Origin of the sequence: Tahibacter caeni (genome assembly GCF_024609805.1) — a bacterium.
GTDB lineage: Bacteria > Pseudomonadota > Gammaproteobacteria > Xanthomonadales > Rhodanobacteraceae > Tahibacter > Tahibacter caeni.
Genome location: NZ_JANFVR010000019.1, coordinates 1 through 21,022 on the forward strand (window position 1 = coordinate 1; position 21,022 = coordinate 21,022).

Annotated in this window: 15 protein-coding genes; 11 read left to right on the forward strand and 4 right to left on the reverse strand. The window is 70.7% G+C overall.

Going from position 1 to position 21,022, the window contains the following annotated elements; translation table 11 throughout:
- The 3 genes from NON22_RS03220 to NON22_RS03230 form a co-directional block, all read left to right on the forward strand.
- Window positions 1–2,409: sensor histidine kinase (locus NON22_RS03220; RefSeq protein ID WP_257385467.1), on the forward strand; the 2,409-nt coding region annotated here is incomplete at its 5' end.
- A 124-nt stretch (window positions 2,410–2,533) separates the two neighbouring features.
- Complete coding sequence (locus tag NON22_RS03225; protein ID WP_257385491.1) at window positions 2,534–3,139, forward strand: response regulator transcription factor; 606 nt, start codon at window positions 2,534–2,536, stop codon at window positions 3,137–3,139.
- Complete coding sequence (locus NON22_RS03230; RefSeq protein WP_257385468.1) at window positions 3,132–4,784, forward strand: MFS transporter; 1,653 nt, start codon at window positions 3,132–3,134, stop codon at window positions 4,782–4,784. Before NON22_RS03225 ends, NON22_RS03230 begins: the two co-directional genes overlap by 8 nt.
- 118 nt (window positions 4,785–4,902) lie before the next feature.
- On the opposite strand, the gene NON22_RS03235 is transcribed toward NON22_RS03230, so the two are convergent.
- The gene (locus tag NON22_RS03235; protein WP_257385469.1) at window positions 4,903–5,196 is read right to left on the reverse strand and encodes an EF-hand domain-containing protein; all 294 of its coding nucleotides are present in this window, start codon (window positions 5,194–5,196) and stop codon (window positions 4,903–4,905) included.
- Window positions 5,197–5,549: 353 nt separating this feature from the next.
- Here NON22_RS03235 and NON22_RS03240 point away from each other — a divergent pair, with 353 nt between their 5' ends.
- Window positions 5,550–6,794, forward strand: coding sequence for a BON domain-containing protein (locus tag NON22_RS03240; protein WP_257385470.1), 1,245 nt, complete (start codon window positions 5,550–5,552; stop codon window positions 6,792–6,794).
- A gap of 106 nt (window positions 6,795–6,900) precedes the next feature.
- On the opposite strand, the gene NON22_RS03245 is transcribed toward NON22_RS03240, so the two are convergent.
- The 3 genes from NON22_RS03245 to NON22_RS03255 form a co-directional block, all read right to left on the reverse strand.
- Entirely contained in the window at window positions 6,901–7,449 is a 549-nt protein-coding gene (locus tag NON22_RS03245) for a hypothetical protein (protein ID WP_257385471.1), read from the reverse strand.
- Complete coding sequence (locus NON22_RS03250) at window positions 7,436–8,776, reverse strand: sigma-54-dependent transcriptional regulator (RefSeq protein ID WP_257385472.1); 1,341 nt, start codon at window positions 8,774–8,776, stop codon at window positions 7,436–7,438. The genes NON22_RS03245 and NON22_RS03250 overlap by 14 nt, the downstream gene beginning before the upstream one ends.
- 108 nt (window positions 8,777–8,884) lie before the next feature.
- Window positions 8,885–10,030 (reverse strand): dipeptidase, encoded by a 1,146-nt coding sequence (locus NON22_RS03255; RefSeq protein ID WP_257385473.1) that lies wholly within the window; start codon window positions 10,028–10,030, stop codon window positions 8,885–8,887.
- 50 nt (window positions 10,031–10,080) lie between these two features.
- Here NON22_RS03255 and NON22_RS03260 point away from each other — a divergent pair, with 50 nt between their 5' ends.
- From NON22_RS03260 to NON22_RS03290, 7 genes are all read left to right on the forward strand, one after another.
- Window positions 10,081–10,302 (forward strand): hypothetical protein, encoded by a 222-nt coding sequence (locus NON22_RS03260; RefSeq protein ID WP_257385474.1) that lies wholly within the window; start codon window positions 10,081–10,083, stop codon window positions 10,300–10,302.
- A 49-nt stretch (window positions 10,303–10,351) separates the two neighbouring features.
- Window positions 10,352–13,387 carry a M36 family metallopeptidase gene (locus NON22_RS03265; RefSeq protein WP_257385475.1) on the forward strand — a complete coding sequence of 1,012 codons (3,036 nt, stop codon included), beginning with the start codon at window positions 10,352–10,354 and terminating at the stop codon, window positions 13,385–13,387.
- Window positions 13,388–13,788: 401 nt separating this feature from the next.
- Entirely contained in the window at window positions 13,789–14,247 is a 459-nt protein-coding gene (locus NON22_RS03270) for a (2Fe-2S)-binding protein (RefSeq protein ID WP_257385476.1), read from the forward strand.
- Window positions 14,248–14,373: 126 nt separating this feature from the next.
- Window positions 14,374–16,527: a xanthine dehydrogenase family protein molybdopterin-binding subunit gene (locus tag NON22_RS03275; RefSeq protein ID WP_257385477.1), complete on the forward strand. Its 2,154-nt coding sequence runs from the start codon at window positions 14,374–14,376 to the stop codon at window positions 16,525–16,527.
- A gap of 10 nt (window positions 16,528–16,537) precedes the next feature.
- Window positions 16,538–17,119 carry a hypothetical protein gene (locus NON22_RS03280; RefSeq protein WP_257385478.1) on the forward strand — a complete coding sequence of 194 codons (582 nt, stop codon included), beginning with the start codon at window positions 16,538–16,540 and terminating at the stop codon, window positions 17,117–17,119.
- Window positions 17,120–17,251: 132 nt separating this feature from the next.
- Window positions 17,252–18,292 (forward strand): sialidase family protein, encoded by a 1,041-nt coding sequence (locus tag NON22_RS03285; RefSeq protein ID WP_257385479.1) that lies wholly within the window; start codon window positions 17,252–17,254, stop codon window positions 18,290–18,292.
- 279 nt (window positions 18,293–18,571) lie between these two features.
- Complete coding sequence (locus NON22_RS03290) at window positions 18,572–20,968, forward strand: PAS domain S-box protein (RefSeq protein WP_257385480.1); 2,397 nt, start codon at window positions 18,572–18,574, stop codon at window positions 20,966–20,968.
- Window positions 20,969–21,022: the final 54 nt, after the last annotated feature.

The following is a 21,022-nucleotide window of genomic DNA, read 5'->3' on the forward strand; positions in this document are numbered from 1 at the left end:
GACGGCGGCAGCTACGCGGCGCTCGCGCAGGCGCCCGACGGCCGCATCTGGGTGTCCGACGTGAAGCTCGGTACGCGCGCGTTCACCGGCGCGGTCGATGCCGCCGCGATGGCGGCCGAAACCGATACGTCCACGCCGATCCATTTCGCGCAGATGCGCTTCGACCGCTACGGCGTGTTCTGGGGCACCGACCGCAACAACCGCGGCATACGGCGCAGCGCGCGTCTCGGCGAGGTGCCCAGCGGCCGCGGCCTGCGCGACGCGGACTTCGACGGCGGCATCGACGAACACAACGGCCTGAGTTCGAACAAGACCGTGCCGCTGCTGACCGATCGCGAAGGCAACGTCTGGGCCGGCACCAACCTCGGCCTGCATCGCTTCCGCTACAACAACGTGCGCATGCTGCGCGACGAACGGCTCGACCATCAGCTCGGCTACGCGATCGGCGCGAGCGAACGCTACGGCCTGCTGATCGCCAACCGCGGCACCGTGTACGCGCTGCACGACGGCCCGCTGCAGCGCGTGGTCGACACGCCGGCGAACGCCATCGGCGGGCTTGCCGCCGGACGCGGCGACACGGCCTGGTTCACGAGCGGCGCGGCGCTCTGGCGCTGGCAGGACGGCCGGCTCGTGCCCGTGCCACCGCCGGCCGGGACGATGGGACAGGCCAGCCTGATCGCCTACGACGGCGAGGACGGCCTCTACGCACTGTGGCAGCCCGGCGGCCTGCAGCGCCAGGCGGGCGGACGATGGCAGCCCGTCACGCGCGCGCTCGATCCGCGCAATGCCGCGGTGCTCGCGCGCGGCAGCGACGGCACCGTGTGGCTGGGCTACGGCGACAGCCAGCTGCTGCGTTGGCGCGACGGCGCCGAACGGCTCTATACCGCGGCCGACGGCCTGCCGGCCGGCACGATCACGGCGCTGGCCGCCGTCGACGACGCCGTGCTCGTCGCCGGCGAAAACGGTGTCGCGCTGCTGCGCGACGATCAGGCGCGCGCGCTGGTCACCGAACCGCCGGAGCTGCTGCACGGCGTCAGCGGCATCGTCGCCGCGGCCGACGGCGAGGTATGGTTCAACGGCCTGCACGGCATCGTGCAGGCCAGTCCTGCGGCGCTGCGCAACGCCGCGGCGACGGGACAGCCGGCCGTGCTGCGCGTGTTCGACAAGGAGGACGGCCTGCGCGGCGTCGCGCTGCAGTTCCCCGCCTCGCCGTCGGCGGCGCGCGACGCGGACGGAAAGCTCTGGTTCGCGACGAACCAGGGCATCGCGCGCATCGATCCGGCGCGGCTCCACAGCAACACCGCGGTACCGCCGGTCGCGATACGCGCGCTGCGCGCCGGCGGCCACGACTACGCGGTGCAGGCCGGACTCGCGCTGCTGCCCGGCACGCGCGACCTGCAGATCGACTACACCGCGCTGAGCCTGTCGGTGCCGCACCGCGTGCAGCTGCGCTATCGGCTCGCAGGCGTCGACGCCGACTGGCAGGACGCCGGCACGCGGCGGCGCGCGTTCTACACCAACCTCGGTCCGGGCGCATACCGCTTCGACGTGATCGCGGCCAACGACGGCGGCGTCTGGAACCGCACCGGCGCGACGCTGGATTTCCGCATCGAGCCGCGCTTCGTCGAGACCGGCGTGTTCTACGCGCTGTGCGCGCTGGCCGCGGCCGCGACCCTGTTCGCGCTGTACCTGCTGCGCCTGCGCCAGCTCGCCGCACGCCTGCGCGCGCGGCTCGACGAACGGCATCGCGAGCGCGAACGCATCGCGCGCGAGCTGCACGACACCCTGCTGCAGGGCGTGCAGGGCCTGATCCTGCGTTTCCAGGCCATCGCGAACAAGGTGCCGCGGAGCGAGCCGCTGCGCGACGCGCTGGAGACGACGCTCGATCGCGCCGAAGCGCTCGTCGTCGAAGCGCGCGATCGCGTGCAGGACCTGCGCGCCGGCATCGCCGACGATCCGCTGGACCTGCCCGATGCGTTCGCGCGTACCGGCGCCGAATTGGCGGAGGCCTATCCGGCCGAATTCCGCGTCGTCGTCGAAGGCCATCTGCCGGCGCTGGACTCGCTGCGCCGCGACGAGATCTTCCGCATCGGCCGTGAGGCGCTGTTCAATGCGTTCCGCCATGCCCAGGCCCGGCACATCGAGGTCGAGATCGCGGCCGAGCGCGAGCGCCTGCGCCTGCGCGTGCGCGACGACGGCCGGGGCATCGAAGAGGCCATCCTCGATGCGGGCGGCAAGGCCGGCCATTGGGGCCTGTCGGGCATGCGCGAACGCGCGAACGGCCTCGGCGCGCAGCTCAACATCTGGAGCCGCCGCGGTCGCGGCAGCGAAATCGAACTGCTGCTGCCGCTGCCGCGCGACGGCCGCTGGCAGCGGCTGGCCCGGCAGCTCGCGGCCGGAAAAACCTGATCCGCCTTCCCTGCGAGGTATTCATGCGTCATCGCCGCCCTTCCCCGTCACGGGCCGCGCCGCAAGCCGCCGCGCGGCCGCGCCGTTCGCGCAAGGTCCGTCCGTGAGCGACGCGCCGATCCGTCTGCTCGTCGTCGACGACCATCCGCTGCTGCGCGAGGGCATCGCCGGCGTGCTCGACGGCGAGGACGACCTGCAGCTCGTCGCCGAGGCGGCCGACGGCGACGAGGCCATCGCCGCGTTCCGCGCGCACCGCCCGGACGTGACCCTGATGGATCTGCAGATGCCGCGGCGCAGCGGCGTGGACGCGATCCTTGCGATCCGCGCCGAGTTCCCCGACGCGCGCATCATCGTGCTGACGACCTATGCCGGCGACGTGCAGGCGCTGCGTGCGCTGCAGGCCGGCGCGCAGGGCTATCTGCTCAAGAGCTCGCTGCGCAAGGAGCTCGTCGACACGGTGCGCAGCGTCATGGCCGGACGCCGGCGCATCGCGGCCGAGGTCGCCTGCGAGATCGCCGCGCACGCGGGCGACGCGCCGCTGAGCGCGCGCGAAATCGAGATCCTGCGCGGCGTCGCGGCCGGCAATTCCAACAAGGTCGTCGCCGCGCGCCTGGGCATCAGCGAAGAAACCGTCAAGGCGCACATGAAGAGCATTCTTGCGAAACTCGGCGCGAACGACCGCACTCACGCCGTCACGATAGGCCTGCGCCGGGGGATACTCGATGTCTGACCACGACAGCAACCGCCCCCGGGAAGCCGGCGCCTGGGCGCCGCTGCGCCATCCGACGTTCCGCTCGCTGTGGCTGGCCATCCTCGTCGGCAACATCGGCACCTGGATCCACGACGTCGCCGCGGCCTGGATCATGGCCGAGACCACGGGCTCGCCGCTGATGGTCGCCGCGGTGCAGTCGGCGACGACCTTGCCGGTCGTGCTGCTCGCGATCGTCGCCGGCACCCTGGCCGACATCGTCGACCGGCGCCGCTATCTGATCCTTGCGCAATTGTGGATGTTCCTCGCCGCGGGCACCCTGGCCGTGCTGGCCCAGCTCGGGCTGCTCGGTCCCTGGTCGCTGGTACTGCTGACCTTCGCGCTCGGCTGCGGCGCGGCGATGGCGATGCCGGCGCAGCAGGCGACCACGCCCGAGCTCGTGCCGAAACCGCTGCTCGGCAGCGCCGTCGCGCTGGGCTCGCTGAGCATGAACATCGCGCGCGCGACGGGACCGGCGATCGGCGGCCTCATCGTCGCGCAGACCGGTGCCGCGATGGCGTTCGCGATCAACGCGCTGACCTTTCTCGCGATCGTGTTCGCGCTGTGGCGCTGGAAACGCGCGCCGGCCGCGTCGGCCCTGCCGCCGGAATCCTTCGGCCTCGCGCTGCGCGCGGGCCTGCGCTATGCGAGCCAGGCCAGCGTGCTGCAGGCCGTGCTGATCCGCACCGGCGCGTTCTTCGCCTTCGCGAGCGCGCTGACTGCACTGCTGCCGATCGTCGTGCGTCAGGAGCTGAAAGCCAGCGCCGGCACCTACGGCCTGCTGCTCGGCTGCATCGGCATCGGCGCGATCAGCGGCGCCGTGCTGCTGCCGCGCCTGCGTCGCCGTCTCGATGCCGACCGATTGTTCCTGCTCGCCAGCCTGCTGTATGCCGGCTGCATCGCCGGCGTCGCGCTGCTGCGCGACCTGCGCGCGCTGTATCCGATCTGCCTCGTCGCGGGCTTCGCCTGGCTCAGCGTGCTGTCGTCGCTGCAGATCGCCGCGCAGACCGCCGTGCCGGCCTGGGTGCGCGCCCGCGCGCTCGCGCTGTACATCGTCGTGTTCTCGGCCGGCATGGCGCTGGGCAGCCTCGGCTGGGGCACTCTGGCCCAGCGCTATTCGGTGCTGCACGCGCTGCTCGCCGCGGCGATCGGCACGGCGCTGGCCGCGCTGCTGACGCAGCGCTGGCGCCTCGGCGACGCCGCGCGCATCGACGTCACGCCGTCGGAACACTGGGCCGCACCCGTCGTCGCCGACACGTTCGACACCGACCGCGGCCCGGTGCTGATCACGATCGAATACCACGTGATCCCGGCGCAGCGCGCGGCGTTCCTGGCCGTGCTGCGCGAACTCGGCCGCAGCCGCCGCCGCGACGGCGCGATCACCTGGGGCATCGCCGAAGATACGGCCCTGCCCGGCAGCTTCCTCGAATATTTCAGCGTCGCCTCGTGGCTGGAACATCTGCGCCAGCACGAGCGCGTGACGAACGAGGAACGCCGCTTGCAGGAGAGCGTGCTGACCCTGCTCGAACCCGGCACGCAGCCGCTCGTGCGGCACTTCGTCGGCGCGGCCGCGGAGGGACTGAAGATCCTGGCCAAGCCGTCCGATGTCGACGGCGTGCTCGGCTGAAGCGCAGCCTGAGCAGCGCTCGGCGCATACCGTCGTGGTGGGCGCGGCCCCCGCGCGCACCCCGCCCCCCGCCCGCGCCCCCCCCCCCGCCCGCCCCCCCCCCCCCCCACGCCGGCGGTCAGCGCTGCTGCTTCTTGATCTTCTTGTGCTCGTCCCATTCCTTGCGCGAGACCTTGCCGTCGCCGTCGACGTCGACCTCGGCGAAGGTCACGTTCTCGGCCGTGGTGCCGCGGGCGAACTCGTCCTTGTCGAGCATGCCGTTGCCGTCGCTGTCGATCTGGTCGAATACCGGAACGTGTTCGCCGGTGGGCGTCTTGTCGCGGCTGAGCTTGTCGTCGTTGGCGACGCCGAGCAGCGGCGCCGCGGCGAACGCGAAGGCCAGGGCGGCGGCGAGTGCGGAATTCTTGGACATGGGTTTCTCCTGATGGCCGGAACGGCAGGACCACGGAGCAGGTTGCATGCCGGCGCCGCGCCCGATGCAAGTGCATGTCTTTGCGTGGCCGGCGACGGCATTTCGCGCGAGCGCCGCGCGCGGGCATGCAAGCTGCAAGGACGCGCCGCCGCCGCGTCACCGATGAAATTGCTACAGCGGCGCGGAAGGACTTTCCGTGCGCGACGGACCGTCCGCGGCGCGCGGCGGATGCCAATCTCCGTCCCAGGCGGTCGCGAACGAATGTATAAAATTACCTCGGCGTGGCACATGTCTTGCTCCTCCACAGCGGCCGCCGCGTCGGCGGCTGCACAAGAAATTTCGAGGAGAGACCCATGCAACGATACGATCGTGAGCGCGAGCCGCGCCAACAGCGCAACCGCGACGTCGAGCGCTCCCAGTCCGCACGCAGCGACTACCGCAATGACGACCGCGAAGACGGAATGCGCGCCGGCTACGGCGAGCAGGACGACTGGCGCGAGTCCTATACCGGCTACGACCAGGACGAAGGCTACGGCTCCGACTTCGCCCGCCAGCGCTACGGCCGCGGCTACGAGCCGCAGTTCGGCAGTCAGGACTATCAGGACGAACGCGGCGGTTCGCGCGATACCTACGGCGCCGGCCGGCCCTACGGCAGCGCGAGCGGCTATCACGGCAATCCCGACTACGCCGGCCGCCGGCAGTCGCTGTACGGCGAAGGCTCGCGCGGCGGCGACGACCGCCGTTACGGGCCGACCGTCGCGCCGACCCATTACCCGCAGCAGCGCGGCTATGGCTCGCAGCAGTCCGGCTACGGCCGCGAAGGCGGCCGCTACGGTCAGGGCGGCCGGTCCGCGTGGCGCGACTACGACGACAGCGGTCAGGGCTATATCGGCGCGTACGGCAGCGACCTCGGCTACGGCAGCCGCGGCGGCCGCTACGAATACGGCCGCGGCGGCGAGGACCGCTTCTACGGCGACTACGCCGAGGGCGGCCGCCAGTACGGCTACGGCAATCGCATGGCGCAGGGCCGCGGCGGCTGGTACGGCGACGAGCGCGAAGACGCCTACGGCCGCAACCACGGCCAGGGCAACTATGGCCAGGGCGGCTACGGCCAAGACAATTATGGCCAGGGCGGCCAGGACTACCGCGGCCAGCAGGGCTACGGCGAAGGCTACGGCATGAGCGGCTACGGACAGGGCCGCAGCGAAAGCCAGGGCCAGAGCCTGCGCGGTCGCGGTCCGAAGAACTACATGCGTTCCGACGAACGCATCAAGGAAGACATCAATGAGCGGCTGACCGACGATCCGATGATCGACGCCGGCGACATCAACGTCGAGGTCAAGAACGGCACGGTCACGTTGACCGGCAGCGTCGACTCGCGCCGCCTCAAGCATCGCGCCGAAGACATCGCCGACGACTGCGGCGGCGTCAAGGGCGTGGAGAACCGGCTCACCGTGCGCAACGCAGGTACGGGCCAGAACCTCTCGGGCGCGTCGGGCGGCGGCAGCCTCAGCGCCGGCGCGCGCAGCGGCACCGGCAGCTCGGGCACGAGCGGCAGCACCGGCGGCACGATGGACGAGGCACAGAAGAAGCACTGAGTCCGACGCGTGGCCCCGCCGCTGCGGCGGGGCCAGCCGTCCTTGCGTCGTCGCGGTGCGGCGAGCCGCAATGTTGCGCGAGCGCGGCCGATCCGCGCATCGCAGCTCAACAGCGGCGCAGTTCCGCGACGAGCGCGACGAGCCGGTCGGCCTGCCGCGCGCAGAGCATGGCGAACCGGCTCGCCTCGGCCACCTCGCCGCGTTCGAGCAGGATCTGCACGACACCGGCCTGCAGGCTCAGCGCATGCGCGGCGTTGTTGAGTTCGTGCAACGGCTGCGGCGTGACGACGACGCCGCGCAGCGCCTGCGGCGCGCCGGCGTGCACCGCGAGCAGCAAGGCCAGCGGTTCGGCGAGCAGGACGACCGTGCGCCGGCTCGCGCGCCAGCGCACGGCCGCACAGCGCAACTCGAGCTGGCCCAGCGATCGCCCACCATAGACCAGCGGCACCCGCCGCCGGGCGATCGATGCCGGACAGGGACGGCCCCACACGACTTCGCAACCGATCGTCGGCAGCGTACAGCGCACGGCCGTTCCGCCGCAGGCCGTGCTGAGCAGGCGCACCGTGCGCAGCGCCGCATGACGCGGGTCGGCCAGCGCACGCAGGCTGCGCAGCGGCGCCAGACGCAGCGCCGCCAGACGCTCAGGCGGCCGCATCGTCGCTGTAGCGGGCGAGATGGTTGTAGACGGTCTTGATGCTGACGCCGAGCGCTTCGGCCGTGCGTACCTTGTCGCCGCCGAAATGGGCGAGCGTGCGCAGCAGCATCTCGCGCTGCACGAGATCCAGGCGCGTGCCGACCGGAAAGACCAGGCAGCCGTCGAGCTCGTCGCGACGGCGGAACGCGTCGTGCAGCGGCGGCAGCTCGACGTCGGCGCCTTCGCTGAGGATGTAGGCGCGGTGCACGACGTTGCGCAGCTCGCGCACATTGCCGGGCCAGGAATAGCCGGCGATAGCCTTCCAGGTCCCGGCCGCGAAACGCTTGTCGACGCCGTAGCGCCGGTTCAGCCGTTCGAGCAGCGATTCGCCGAGCAGCTCCAGGTCGCCGCCGCGCAGGCGCAGCGGCGGCAGCTGCAGCACGAACTCGCCGAGCCGGAAGAACAGATCCTCGCGCAGCCGCCCGCCGGCCATCGCATCGTCCGGATGGCGGTTGGTCGCGGCGACGACGCGCACGTCGAGTTCGCGCTCGGTATCGCCGCCGACGCGGATCAACGTGCGCGTCTCGAGCACGCGCAGCAGATGTGCCTGCAGCGGCGCCGGCATCTCGGTGATCTCGTCGAGCAGGATGGTGCCGCCCTGGGCCTGCTCGAAATAGCCGCGGTGCTGGCGCACGGCGCCGGTGAAGCTGCCGCGCTCGTGGCCGAACAGATGGCTCGCGAGCAGCTCCGGCGCGACCGCGCCGCAGTTGACCGCGACGAACGGACCGCCGCGGCCGCTGAGATCGTGGATCGCGCGCGCCGCGAGCTCCTTCCCGGTGCCGCTCTCGCCGACGAGCAGCACGTTGGCCGCGGTCGGCGCGATGCGGCGGATCTGCCGGTAGACGCTCTGCATGGCCGCCGACGTGCCGACGAAATCGCCACAGGGCGCGTCGTCGCCGGCGCCCGGCTGCTGCGCCGACCAATGCGCCTGGGCCTGCTCGAGCAGCGCATCGAAACGCGCGCGTTCGAGCGGCTTGATCAGGTAGTCGCTGACCGGCAGACGCACGGCGCGCGCGGCGCTCGCGATCGATGCATTGCCGGTGACCACGGCCACCGGACTGTGCAGATGCCCGATCTCCTCGACGAGATCGAAGCCCGAGCCGTCCGGCAGGTGCAAATCGACGAGCACCAGATCGAAGCGCCGCCGGCGCATCGCGGCGCGGGCGGCGCCGAGGTTAGGCGCGGCGCTCGACTCGAAGTTGTGCAGCTGAGCCAATGTCACGGCCGCTTCGACGAATCCTTCGTCGTCGTCGACCACGAGCAGGCTGGGCCGGCTTGATTCGTCCATCTGCCGTAGTTCCTTTTTTCAAGACGGCAGTGTCAGCCAGCAGCAATTAAGCCGGCGTCAAACGTACGCTACGTTTTATGCGCGAAGCGGACTGGGCCGCGGGACGGTTCAGCCCCAGACCTCGCTCATGACACGCGCGAAATTGCCGCCGAGGATCTTCGCGATGCGCGCGTCGGAATGGCCGCGCCTGGCGAGCATCGCCGCGAGCACCTCGAAGCGGTTGGCCATGTTCAGATCCGGAATGAAGATGTAGAGATCGGCCGGACGCCCTTTCTCGAAGATGCCGTCCTCGACCATGCCCTTCATGAATTCGCGGTTGTCCCGTTCGAACTCCGGCGTGCGCTCGGCCGGCGCGATGCCGCCGTCGGTGCCGATGCCGACGTGGTCCTCGCCGCAGACGTCGATCGCATGCTCGATGTGGCGGATCACGTCGATCGCCATCGGCTGGGTGTCGGTGCGCAGGTAAGGCCAGAAGATGATGCCGGCCACGCCGCCGCGCTCGGCCATCGCGCGCAGTTCGCTGTCGTGCACGTTGCGCGGCAGGTCGGCGAGCGCGCGGCAGCCCGTGTGGCTGATCAGCATCGGTTTTCTGCAGGCCGCGATGCCTTCGCTGATCGTGCGCGCGGCGCCGTGCGCGAGATCGACGACCAGGCGGTTTTCCTCCAGCGCCTCGACCATCTGGTGGCCGTAGTTGCTGAGGCCCGCGTTGCCGGGCTCCATGCAGCCGTCGCCGACGAGGTTGCGCCGGTTGTGGGTCAGCTGCACGACGCGCAGGCCGAGTTCGCGGAACTCCTTGATGCGCGCGACGTCCTCGCCGAGCGCCTCGGTGCCCTGGAAGCCGAGGATCACGCCGGTGCGCGGGCCGCGGCGCTCGAGGCTGAGGTCGGCCGCGCTGCGCACGATGTACAGATGCTCCGGGTGCTCCGCGGCGATCGCGTTCCAGCGCTGCACCGTCTGCTTGGCGCGCGCATAGGCCGCGTCGTCGAGCCAGAAGCGTCCCTGCGGCGCGGCCGTCGTCAGCACGGCGCCGAGACCGCAGGCGCGCTGCACAGCGAGCTCCTTGCGAACGGCCTCGGCGTCTTCGCTGTAGATGAAGCCGAAGCTCGCCGCGCCGTCGATCGCGAAGGTCTTCGCATACGGCGCCCAGCGCAGCGCCGCTTCGGACTTGCCGCTTTTCGCGGCCGCCGCGACGCCGAACGCCGCCGACAGTCCCGCCACGCCTGCTCCGATCAACACTTCACGTCGGGTGACCATGCTTCGTTCTCCGCTGACGGCACCGCGCGGCAGTTGCCGGCGGCTGCCGGATGATTGCTGGTATCGGGATGGCCGCGACGCAGGCCGCGGCCCGGCGATTCTGCATCAGCGCCGTAAAATACGAAATACAACGTACGACATTTCTGTCGCTGTCGTCGATGCTGCACGGCAGCAACGCGATCGATGCAGACCCGCATCGCGGACCGCCGTTCGCGCCGCCGCAAGTCCCGCGCGAAAAACTTGCCGTCACGTTCGTACGAAGAATTGCGTAGATGTGCGGCGATTGCTACGCTCGCCGCGCCTCGATGCCGGAGTACCTTCGTGAACTACGTATCATTGTGTCTGTTGGCCTTTGCCGGACTGTCGGTTTCTCCTCTCGCGCTCGCGCGCAACGCCGCCGAACCGCCGGCGCTGCGGCAGCAGCTGGACTGGCTCGACACGCTGCCTGCCGCCGCCAAGCGCGATCCGGACGGCGCCGCGCTGCTGCAGAGCCGCTATCCGCAACTCCGCCACGTGGAGCTCCGCCGCAAGGCCGATCGCAGCCGCCGCATCGAACACTACCGCCCGGCCGTCGCCGGCATCGAGATCTACGGCGCGCGCCTGACCCTGCTGCGCGATGCGAACGGCACGGCACGCGCAAGCGGCGGCAGCCTGCCGGCCAAACTGCAGAACGCCGCGCTGCCGGCCTTCGCGCTCGACGCGAAACAGGCGCTGCAGCAAGCCCTGCGAACTCTGGACATTCCGGCCACACCGGACGCCGCGGCCGCCAAGCGCAGCGACGGCGACTATCTGCGCATCGCATTGGCCGGCACCGGAGACTTCGCCGCGCTGCGCCCGGCGCGCGTCAAGCCGGTCTGGTATCCGACCGAGAACGGCCTGACCGCGGCCTACTACGCCGAAGTGCTCGGCCAGCGCCGCGGCGAGCCGCGGCCGCTGGGCCTCGCGCTCGTGATATCGGCCGAAGACGGCCGCGTGCTGCGCCGGCAGAATCAGGTCCACGACCTGCAGGCGTTCGACTACCGCGTGTTCGCCAATGCGCAGGGCTGGCCCTACGTCGATCCCTACGGCTTCACCAACCCGCATCCGACCGGCCAGGCCAACGGCTACAAACCCACATTGGCTGCGCCCATGAATCTGCTGTCGCTCAGCGACGCCGGCACCGGCGATCCGTGGCTCGCACCCGCGGCCGAGGAAACCCGCGGCAACAACGTCGACGCGTTCTTCAATGCCGATACCGTCGAAGAAGACTACTGCACGGGCGAAGGCTGGGGACCGGGCTTCAACGCCGCCGAAGGCGACTTCCGCGCGCGCATCACGGCGCCGCACCGCTTCGACTACGCCTACGACGTCGACACCACGCGGCTGGACTATGACCAGTGCCGCGATGCGCTGGCGCCGATTCCGGTCGGCAATGTCGCGCTGAATGCGAAGATTGTGCAGGGCTTCTATGCGACGAACTGGCTGCACGACCTGTTCTACCTGGCCGGCTACGACGAAGCCGCCGGCAACAGCCAGGCCGACAACTACGGCCGCGGCGGCCTGGCCGGCGATCCGCTGCTCGTGCATGCGGCGTCCCTGAGCACCTTCACCTACGCGCCGACCGACGGCGAGAGCCCGGCGCTGACGCTCGGCTACAACACACAGAGCCGCAGCCATCGCGACGTCAGTGCGTTCGACCTCGGCGTGCTCGCGCACGAATGGGGCCATACGATGTTCGGCCGCCTGACCACGTCGGACTACTACGGCCAGCCCGGCGCGATCAACGAAGGCACGGCCGACTTCGTCGGCCTGTTCGTGACCGTGCGCGAGCAGGACCGTTGGGCCATGCCCGGCGAGCCCGCGTTCTCGGCCGCCTACGCGGTCGGCGCCTACATGAATCTCGACTACGACTTCAGCGGCGACGACCTGCCCGTGGCCGGATCGCCGACGAATCCCGACAACAGCTACTACCACGGCATCCGCCGCTATCCGTATTCGAGCGATCTGAACCGCAATCCGCTGACCCTGCGCCACATCAGCCAGGACAACCCGGTGCCGGCCGGCAGCCAGCCGTTCGACTGGAAGGCGCGTTCGCTCGTCAACGCGGAAATCCATACGGCCGGCGAAGTCTGGACCACGGCGCTGTGGCATTGCGCGCGCAACGTGCTCGCGGCGACGGCGCCGGGACAGTCCGAGACGCGGCGCAACGACTTCCTGCGCTGGCTCGTCGGCGGACTGCAGCTGTTCCCGACCGATGCGACGTATACCGAGGCGCGCAACGCGCTGCTGTTCGCGATCCGCGCCGACAGCGAAGCGGACTACCGCCGCTGCCGCAGCGGCTTCGCCGAGCGCGGCTTCGGCGCCGGCGCGCTGTCGCCGCCGCGCAAGTCCTTCAGCCTGCGCGGCGTCGAGGAAAGCTTCCGCGACGTCGACCACGCGCTGAGCATCGTCGACCTGAGCCTGCGCGAGATCGGCGGCGACGGCGACGGCGTGCTCGACCGCGGCGAGGACGGCGAAGTGCGGGTCACCCTGCACAACAGCGGCTTCGCGCCGCTCGCCCGCATCACGCTCGCAGTGCCGCCGATTCCGGGTCTCTACGACCTGCCCGGCCAGGCCGTCGTCCAGGACGTCGCGCTCGCGCCGGAGGAAACCCGCGTGATCGCGCTGCCGCTGCGCGTGCGCCGCGGCCACGGCCCGCTGACCGTGCCGGTGCAGGCCTTCGCCTGGGACGAGGCGCATCCGCTGGCTTTCGCGCTGCAGAGCCGGCCATTCGAGGTCAACTATGACCTGCGTCGCGATCGCAGCATCGACAGCCTCGCGCACCCGGCGACGTTCGCGGCGGACTGGATACGCGGTTTCGACGACTACCCGCACGGCTGCGCGCTGTATGTCTGCCTCGGCGCCGAGGGCGACGCGCTGGCCGACGTGCTCGACTGGCAGCGCCGCCGCTACAACGGCAGCTGGGCCTACGTCATGAGCGATCCGCAGCTCAGCCTGAACACCTGGCTCGCGACGCAGCCGTTCACGGTTTCGGCGACCGCGCCGCTGGAGTTCCTGCTGCGCCACGACTACGACTTCGACCGCTCGCCGACCACGCCGGGCTACGGCCGCATCGAGATCCGCATCGACGGCGGCGACTGGCAGGACGCCGCGCCGCTGCTGACCGCCGGAAGCGCCGCGTTCGGCGGCATCTCCGGCGGCTGGCGCGACGACAGCCTGCGCTTCGACGCGAGCCTCGCCGGCCGCCAGGTGCAACTGCGCCTGCGCACGCGCGTGATCAGCACCTTCCGCGCGAACGATGCGCACTGGGCGATCGCGCGCGCCGAAATCCGCGGCGCGGCCCAGCCGGTGTTCTCGTCGGTCGTCGCCGACCAGTAATCGCGCACCGGCACTCGTCGACACGCAAGGCCCGCTCCCCGAAGCGCAGACGCACTTCGGGGAGCGGGGTGATGAAAGAAAGAGCATCCCGCGAACACGAGGCGGGTCGGCGCAATGCCCGTGCCGCGAATGCGACGCCGGCCATCGGATGTGACGCCAGCCTTCCGCTTCTCCTCACTCGACCCTGTCCTCCGACGACGTCGCAAAAGACGGCGCGCAGCACCGGAACTCCTCGAAGATTGCCTGATCCTGCACACCTCCGGCGATCCGCCCGCCGCCAGGTTGACGGCTTTTTTGACCCAGCTCATGCTTGCGCGGCCGATCGCCGCGCCCGCCGTCTCGCTCGCCACCGCGCGCCGCTCGTCTCTCCTAGCCACCCTCACGGCAGCCGCGGAGTTCTCATGGTCAGCCTGACGATCAACGGCAAGACGCAGCAATTCGACGTGCCCGACGACATGCCTCTGCTCTGGGTGCTGCGCGACGTGGCCGGGCTCACCGGCACGAAGTTCGGCTGCGGCATGGCGCAATGCGGCGCCTGTACGGTGCACGTCGACGGCGCACCGCTGCGCGCCTGTGTGATGCCGGTGGCGGCGGTCGCCGGCAAGTCGGTCACGACGATCGAAGGCCTCTCGCCCGACGCGAGCCATCCGGTCCAGCGCGCCTGGGCCGAGCTCGACGTGGTCCAGTGCGGCTACTGCCAGTCGGGCCAGATCATGTCGGCCGCGGCGCTGCTCAAGGCCAAGCCGACGCCGACCGACGCCGACATCGACGCCGCGCTCAGCGGCAATCTCTGCCGCTGCGGCACCTACCAGCGCATCCGCGCCGCCGTGCATCGCGCGGCGGAACTCGCCAAGGGCTGATCCGGAGAGCGTTCCGGACGTATGCGCAGTGCGGCTCCGATGCCGCTGCCGCGCTTCTCTCCGCCGGCCAACTCCAAGTCCCGCTTCATTCCGCGCTTCCCTCACGTTTTCCGCTGCGAGGTTCGCATGACCACCGCTACCGGCACGTCGCGACGCGATTTCCTCCGGACCGCCGCCCTCGGCGCTGGCGGTCTCGTCGTCGCCTTCTTCGTACCCGGCACGAACCGGCTCGCCGCCGCCGCGCCGGCAGCCGCGGCCGCACCGTTCGCGCCGAACGCATTCCTGCGTATCGCCGAGGACGACACGATCACGGTGCTGCTCGCCCATTCGGAAATGGGCCAGGGCATCTGGACCTCGTTGCCGTTGCTGCTGGCCGAGGAGCTCGACGCGGACTGGAGCCGCATCCGGGTCGAGCATGCGCCGGCCGCGCCGGACTATTTCGCGGTCGGCATGCCGATGCAGTTCACCGGCGGCTCCATGACCACCTGGACCGAGTTCGAGCGCTACCGCCGCGCCGGTGCGACCGCGCGCGCGCTGCTGATCCAGGCCGCGGCCAGGCGCTTCGGCGTCAAGACCGCCGACTGCCGCTGCGAGAACGGCGCGGTCGTCGCCGGCGACAAGCGTGCGCGCTACGGCGAGCTCGCGAACGACGCGGCCAGACTGACGCCGCCCAAGACCGTCGCGCTCAAGGACGCCAAGGACTGGACGTTCATCGGCAAGCCGGCCAGGCGCCTGGACTCGCCCGAGAAGATCGACGGCCGCGCGAAGTTCGGCATGGACGTGCAGTTCGACGGCCTGCTGACCGCAGTCGTCGCCCGCGCGCCGGTGTTCGGCGGCACGGTCGCCTCGTTCGACGCGAGCGCGGCCAGGCGCGTGCCCGGCGTGCGCGACGTCGTGCAGGTGCCCAGCGGCATCGCCGTCGTCGCCGATCATTTCTGGGCGGCGAAGCTCGGCCGCGACGCGCTGCAGATCGAATGGAACCCGGGCCCGAACGCCGGTCTCGACAGCGCCGTGCTGCAGGGCGACTTCCTCAAGACCGCGACCGACGACGGCTTGCCCGCGAACCAGGCCGGTGATGCGGCCGCGGCGCTGGCCAAGGCAGCCACGCGCTTCGAAGCCGACTACGCGGTGCCCTATCTCGCGCACGCGCCGATGGAGCCGCTGAACTGCACGGTCCGGATCGAGAAGGACCGCTGCGAGGTCTGGACCGGCACGCAGTTCCAGACCCTCGACCAGGCCGTGACCGCGCGCATCACCGGCCTCAAGCCGGAACAGGTCACGATCCACACGATGTTCCTCGGCGGCGGCTTCGGCCGCCGCGCGACGCCGACCAGCGATTTCGTCAGCGAGGCCGTCGAAGTCGCCAAGGCCGCGGGCAAGCCGGTCAAGACCGTGTGGACGCGCGAGGACGACATCCGCGGCGGCTATTACCGGCCGGCGTTCGTGCACCGCGTCGCGGTCGGCCTCGGCACCGACGGCAAGCCGACGGCCTGGCAGCACCGCATCGTCGGACAGTCGATACTCGGCAATTCGCCGTTCCAGATGATGATCAAGAACGGCATCGACGCGACCTCGGTCGAAGGCGTCGCCGATTCGCCGTATCTGAAGTCGGTCGCCGACCGCCACGTCAGCCTGCATTCGCCCGAGCTCGGCATTCCCGTGCTCTGGCTGCGCTCGGTCGGCCACACGCATACGGGCTTCGTCATGGAAAGCGTGATCGACGAGCTGGCCAAGGCGGCCGGCAAGGATCCGCTGGCCTATCGCCGCGAATTGCTGGCCGAACACCCGCGTCATCTCGGCGTGCTCGAACTCGCCGCCGAACGCGCCGGCTGGGGCACGCCGCTGCCGCCGGGCCGCGCGCGCGGCCTGGCCGTGCACGAATCCTTCGGCAGCTTCGCCGCCCAGGTCGCCGAGGTGTCGATCGACAACGGCGCGATCCGCGTGCACCAGGTCGTCTGCGCGATCGACTGCGGCATCGCGGTCAACCCGGCCGGCGTCGTCGCGCAGATGGAATCGGGCATCGTGTTCGGCATCAGCGCCGCGCTGTTCGGCCGGCTCGACATCGTCAACGGGCGCGTGCAGCAGTCGAACTATCACGACTACCGCGTGCTGCGCATGAACCAGATGCCGAAGATCGACGTACACATCGTGCCGAGCCAGGAAAAGCCCGGCGGCGTCGGCGAAGTCGGCGTGCCGCCGGTCGCCGCGGCGCTCGCCAATGCGCTGTCCGCACTGACCGGCAAGCGCCAGCGCGAGCTGCCGCTGCGCGCGACGAGCTGAGGAGATCGCCATGTCCCGCCTGCTGCCGCACAGCGTCGTTCTGTTGCTCCTGGCCGGCCTCGCCGGCTGCAATTCCGGACCCGACCCGGCCCAGCGCCAGGCCGCCGTCGACGCGTTCGCGACGGTGCAGAAGGTGTTCCAGCACCCGCGCTGTCAGAACTGTCACATTCCCGGCGACCAGCCGCTGCAGTTCGACGAAGGACTGCCGCATGCGATGGGAGTCGTGCGCGGTCCGGCAGGCCACGGCGCCGAAGGCCTGCCGTGCTCGACCTGCCATGGCGAAGCCAATCCGCCGGCGAGCTACGGTCCGCATGCGCCACCGGGCGCGCCGCACTGGGCACTGCCGCCGCCACAGCAGCGCATGGTCACGATAGGCCTGAGCGCGCCGGAGCTCTGCCGCATGATCCAGGACAAGGGCCAGAACGGCAGCCGCGATTTCGCCGCGCTGCTCAAGCACGTCAGCGAGGACAAGCTCGTGCTCTGGGGCTGGAACCCCGGCGGCACGCGCGCGCCGGTGTCCGTGCCGCACGCGGAGTTCGTCGCGAAGTTCAAGACCTGGACCGACGCGGGCGCGCCCTGCCCGACCGGCTGACGTTCTACTCCGGCGCGCGGCGCAGATGCGCCTGCCACGCCGCGCGAACACGGCGCGCGGCGTGCATCCGGTGCGTGTTTTCGCGTATCAGTAGCGGGCCGCACTGCCGCGGCATCGGATCGGAGACAGTCCATGCGGCCTCGCCTGCGCCGTTCGCTGCGGCTCGCCGCAACCCTGCTGCTGTTCGCCGGCCATGCACCGGCGGGCCGCGCGCAACAGACCGTGAGCGGCGGCAGCGGCGCCGACTACCAGCCGTCGGTGCTGCGCGCCGCCGACGGCAGTCTGCTGCTCGCATTCGAGCGGCTCGACGCGGGCCTGTCCGGCGATCTGTGGGTCACGCGCTCGACCGACGACGGCGCGAGCTGGAGTGTGCCGGCAGCGGTCGTCGCGAGCGCGGCGAACGAGCGGCATCCGGCGCTGCTGCAGCTCGGCGACGGCACCTTCGTGCTGTTCTATCTGAAAGGCACCGGCACGAGCGCGAGCTACCGGCTGTACCGCGCCACGTCGAGCGACGGCGTCACCTTCGCCGAGCAGGGCCAGCTGCAGCTCGGCTGGCCCGGCGGCGGCGAGGTCAATCCGCACGTGATCCGCCATCCGGACGGCACCCTGACGATGAGCTACCAGCGCCTGGGCGGCGGCAGCTATCTGGCGCAGTCCGCCGACGGCGGCGCGAGCTGGGACCAGTTGCGCACCGTGATCGCCGCGTCCAGCCAGCTGCCGCGCATCGCGTTCCGGCCGGCCGACGGCCGCTACCTCGCGACCTACCAGGTAGGCAGCTCGTCGTTGGACATCCAGGCGCGCACGACGACCGACCCGCGCGACTGGAGCGCCGCGGCCGTGCCGCTCGCCGTCGACGGCGACAACCATGACTCCCTGCCGGTGCTGATGCCCGACGGCGCGTTCGTCGTGTTCCAGATCCGGGCCAACGGCAGCCAGTACGACATCTATTCGCATCGCAGCCTCGACGGCGTCGCGTTCGAGCCGCGGCTGGTCCAGCACGAGAGCGCCGACGCCAGCGACGTGCAGCCGCATCCGCTGGTCGGCACCTCGACCGCTCGGGTGCAGCTCTACTGGGGTCGCGAAGCGCCGCCGGGTTCGGGCGACTACGACATCGTGCGCCTGGCGGCCGCGACCGTGGCCGACCGCGTATTCGCCGACGGCTTCGAGCCGTAGCCGATGACGAAGACAGGCTCTGCCCGACTCCCGTCGAACGACGCGAGCGCCTCCGGCGCGTGATCGGCGCCCAGGTGGCGCGCCGGATCGACCGGGCCGGCGGCTCTTCACGACATGCGCGCTGCGCGTTGCGTACAAAGCGACTAATTGAATCCGTCGCAACCGGCTTCGTCTGTTGCACTGCCGCGCAGGAAACCGGGCTGCCGTGAATGCGGCGGCATTGTTAGAATCGGACCGCTCCCGAACGGAGACCTTGCGACCGCCACGCATGGAGCGCCGATGAATGCGGGTTACGACATCGGGTTGATCGGCAGCGAGGCCGTCATTCGTGCCGTCGGCACTCTCATGCCTACCGCCGGCCGTCTGCTGACGCTCGGCGACATCGATCATGCGTTGCGCGCGCTGCCCGCCGTCGCCTGCGACATCCTGCTCGTCGAAGCCAACGATCCGGACGCGCCGGGCTATGCGCGCCTGGCCGAGGTCGCTCCGTCGGCGGCGTGGATCGCGCTCGACGACGACGAAGACGTCGAGCGCGGGCGGCGCTGGATCGAGGCCGGTGCCTCGGCCTGGCTGGCTCTGCCGACGCTCGACGCGACGGCGCTGCAGCGCGTCATTTCGCAGACTCTCGCCCTGCGCACCGGCGTCAACGCGATGCGGCTGCAGCGCGACGACCTGCAGGCGATCTTCGACTACGCACCGCTGCCGATGTGGGTCTACGACAGCGTCAGCCTGCGCTTCCTCGCGGTCAACGACGCGGCGCTGCGCGCCTACGGCTGGACGCGCGAGGAATTCCTGCGGCTGGACCTCTACGATATACGTCCGGACAGCGAGCACATCCGCTTCAGCACCGCGCTGAGCAAGCCGCCGCCGGTCATGGCCGAGCCGGAGATCTGGCGCCATCGCGACGCCGCCGGGCGCAGCTTCCTCGTCGAGATCACCGCGCGCGAGCTGCGCTACGGAGGCCGGCCCGCGCGCCTGGTCATGGCGCGCGACGTCACGGTGGAACGCCAGGCCATAGGCCGCATCGAGGCCAGCGAACGACGCTTCCGCGACCTGTTCGAGCAGAGCCTCGGCCTGATCTGCACGCACGACTTCGACGGCGTGCTGCTGTCGATCAATCCGGCCGCCGCGGCGGCGCTCGGCTATCGCGTCAACGAGCTCGTCGGCCGGTCCATGCAGGAAATGATTCCGCCGCCGCTGCGGCCGCGGTTCGACGACTATCTGCGGCGCATCGCGCGGCAACAGTCCGATTCGGGCCTGCTGTTCGTGCAGCACAAGGACGGCTCGCAGCGGATCTGGGATTACAACAACCGCGTGCTCGACGACGCCGACGGCACGCCGTTCGTCATGGGCTACGCGCTGGACATCACCGAACGCCGCCAGGCCGAGCAGCGCCTGCGCGAACAGCAGGCCGAGCTCGAGGCGGTCAACGACGGTTCGCCGCTCGGCCTGTTCCGCGCCGGACTCGACGGCGCCTTCAGCTACGTCAATCGCGCGTTCGAACGCATGGCGGGCCTGCGCAGCGACGAAGCTCGCGGCGGCGGCTGGCAGCAGGCCGTGCATCCGGACGACCGCGAGCGCGTCGTGGCCGGCTGGCGCGCGGCGACGGCCGAGCTGACGCGCTTCCACGCCCGCCTGCGCCTGCGCCCGGATCACAGCCAGACTGTCTGGGTCGCGGTGCAGGCCGCGCCGCTCGTCGTCGAAGGCGAAGTCATCGGCTACGCCGGCAGCGTCGAGGACGTGACCGCCCAGCACATCGCCGAGGAAAAACTGCGCCGCAACGAGCAGCGCCTGCGCACGATCGCCGACGCCATGCCGGCGATGATCTCCTACCTCGATGCGTCGCTGCGCTTCCAGTTCGCGAACGCCGCGTACGAACTGCACTACGGCGGCGAACGCGGCCGCGTCGTCGGCCAGAACGCGCGCAACCTGCTCGGCGAAACGGTCTATCGGCGGCGCGAGCCTTACCTGCGGCAGGCCCTGGCCGGCCAGCGCGTCGTGTTCGAGGACGAGGAACACCTCGGCGGCGGCTATTCCTGCCTCGAGATCGTCTACATCCCGCAGTGGGACGACGAGCGGCGGCAGGTGCTCGGCATCCACGTGATGGCGCAGGATGTGACCAGCCGCAAGGTCGAGCAGCAGCGCTGGATACAGGCAGCCGAGATGGACAGTCTGACCGGCCTGGCCAACCGTGCCGGCTTCCTCGTGCGGCTCGAGCGCGCGCTCACGCGCCGCGCCGACCAGCACTCCCTGCTCGTCGTCATGTATCTGGACATCGACCGCTTCAAGCAGGTCAACGACACCCACGGCCATGCCGTCGGCGACGCCGTGCTCAAGACCTTCGCTCAGCGGCTCGGCTCGGTGCTGCGCCCCTCCGACGTGATCGGCCGCCTCGGCGGCGACGAGTTCACCGTCATCATCGAAGGCATGCGCCGTTCGCAATACGCCGCGGCCGCCGCGGCCAAGATCGTCGCGGCGATGCGCAAGCCGTTCCTGCTGCCCGAGCACGGCCTGACCCTGCAGCTCAGCACGAGCGTCGGCGTCGCGGTCGTGCAGAGCGACGCCGACGCGCCGAGCGCGGCGACCTTGCTCGAACGCGCCGACGCGGCGCTGTACGAAGCCAAGTCCGCCGGCCGCGACGGCTATCGCCTGCACGGCGGAGAAAAGACGGCCTAGCGTCGACTTGCGCCCACGATGATCGCCGCTCGCCGCGAAAACCTTCGTCCGTGG

Bases quoted from the DNA above. Each gene is read 5' to 3' on its own strand.
- NON22_RS03290 (WP_257385480.1), top strand. From the start codon at position 18,572: ATGAATGCGGGTTACGACATCGGGTTGATCGGCAGCGAGGCCGTCATT.
- NON22_RS03285 (WP_257385479.1), top strand. From the start codon at position 17,252: ATGCGGCCTCGCCTGCGCCGTTCGCTGCGGCTCGCCGCAACCCTGCTG.
- NON22_RS03230 (WP_257385468.1), top strand. From the start codon at position 3,132: ATGTCTGACCACGACAGCAACCGCCCCCGGGAAGCCGGCGCCTGGGCG.
- NON22_RS03280 (WP_257385478.1), top strand. From the start codon at position 16,538: ATGTCCCGCCTGCTGCCGCACAGCGTCGTTCTGTTGCTCCTGGCCGGC.
- NON22_RS03250 (WP_257385472.1), bottom strand. From the start codon at position 8,776: ATGGACGAATCAAGCCGGCCCAGCCTGCTCGTGGTCGACGACGACGAA.
- NON22_RS03255 (WP_257385473.1), bottom strand. From the start codon at position 10,030: ATGGTCACCCGACGTGAAGTGTTGATCGGAGCAGGCGTGGCGGGACTG.
- NON22_RS03275 (WP_257385477.1), top strand. From the start codon at position 14,374: ATGACCACCGCTACCGGCACGTCGCGACGCGATTTCCTCCGGACCGCC.
- NON22_RS03260 (WP_257385474.1), top strand. From the start codon at position 10,081: ATGATTGCTGGTATCGGGATGGCCGCGACGCAGGCCGCGGCCCGGCGA.
- NON22_RS03245 (WP_257385471.1), bottom strand. From the start codon at position 7,449: ATGCGGCCGCCTGAGCGTCTGGCGGCGCTGCGTCTGGCGCCGCTGCGC.
- NON22_RS03240 (WP_257385470.1), top strand. From the start codon at position 5,550: ATGCAACGATACGATCGTGAGCGCGAGCCGCGCCAACAGCGCAACCGC.
- NON22_RS03270 (WP_257385476.1), top strand. From the start codon at position 13,789: ATGGTCAGCCTGACGATCAACGGCAAGACGCAGCAATTCGACGTGCCC.
- NON22_RS03235 (WP_257385469.1), bottom strand. From the start codon at position 5,196: ATGTCCAAGAATTCCGCACTCGCCGCCGCCCTGGCCTTCGCGTTCGCC.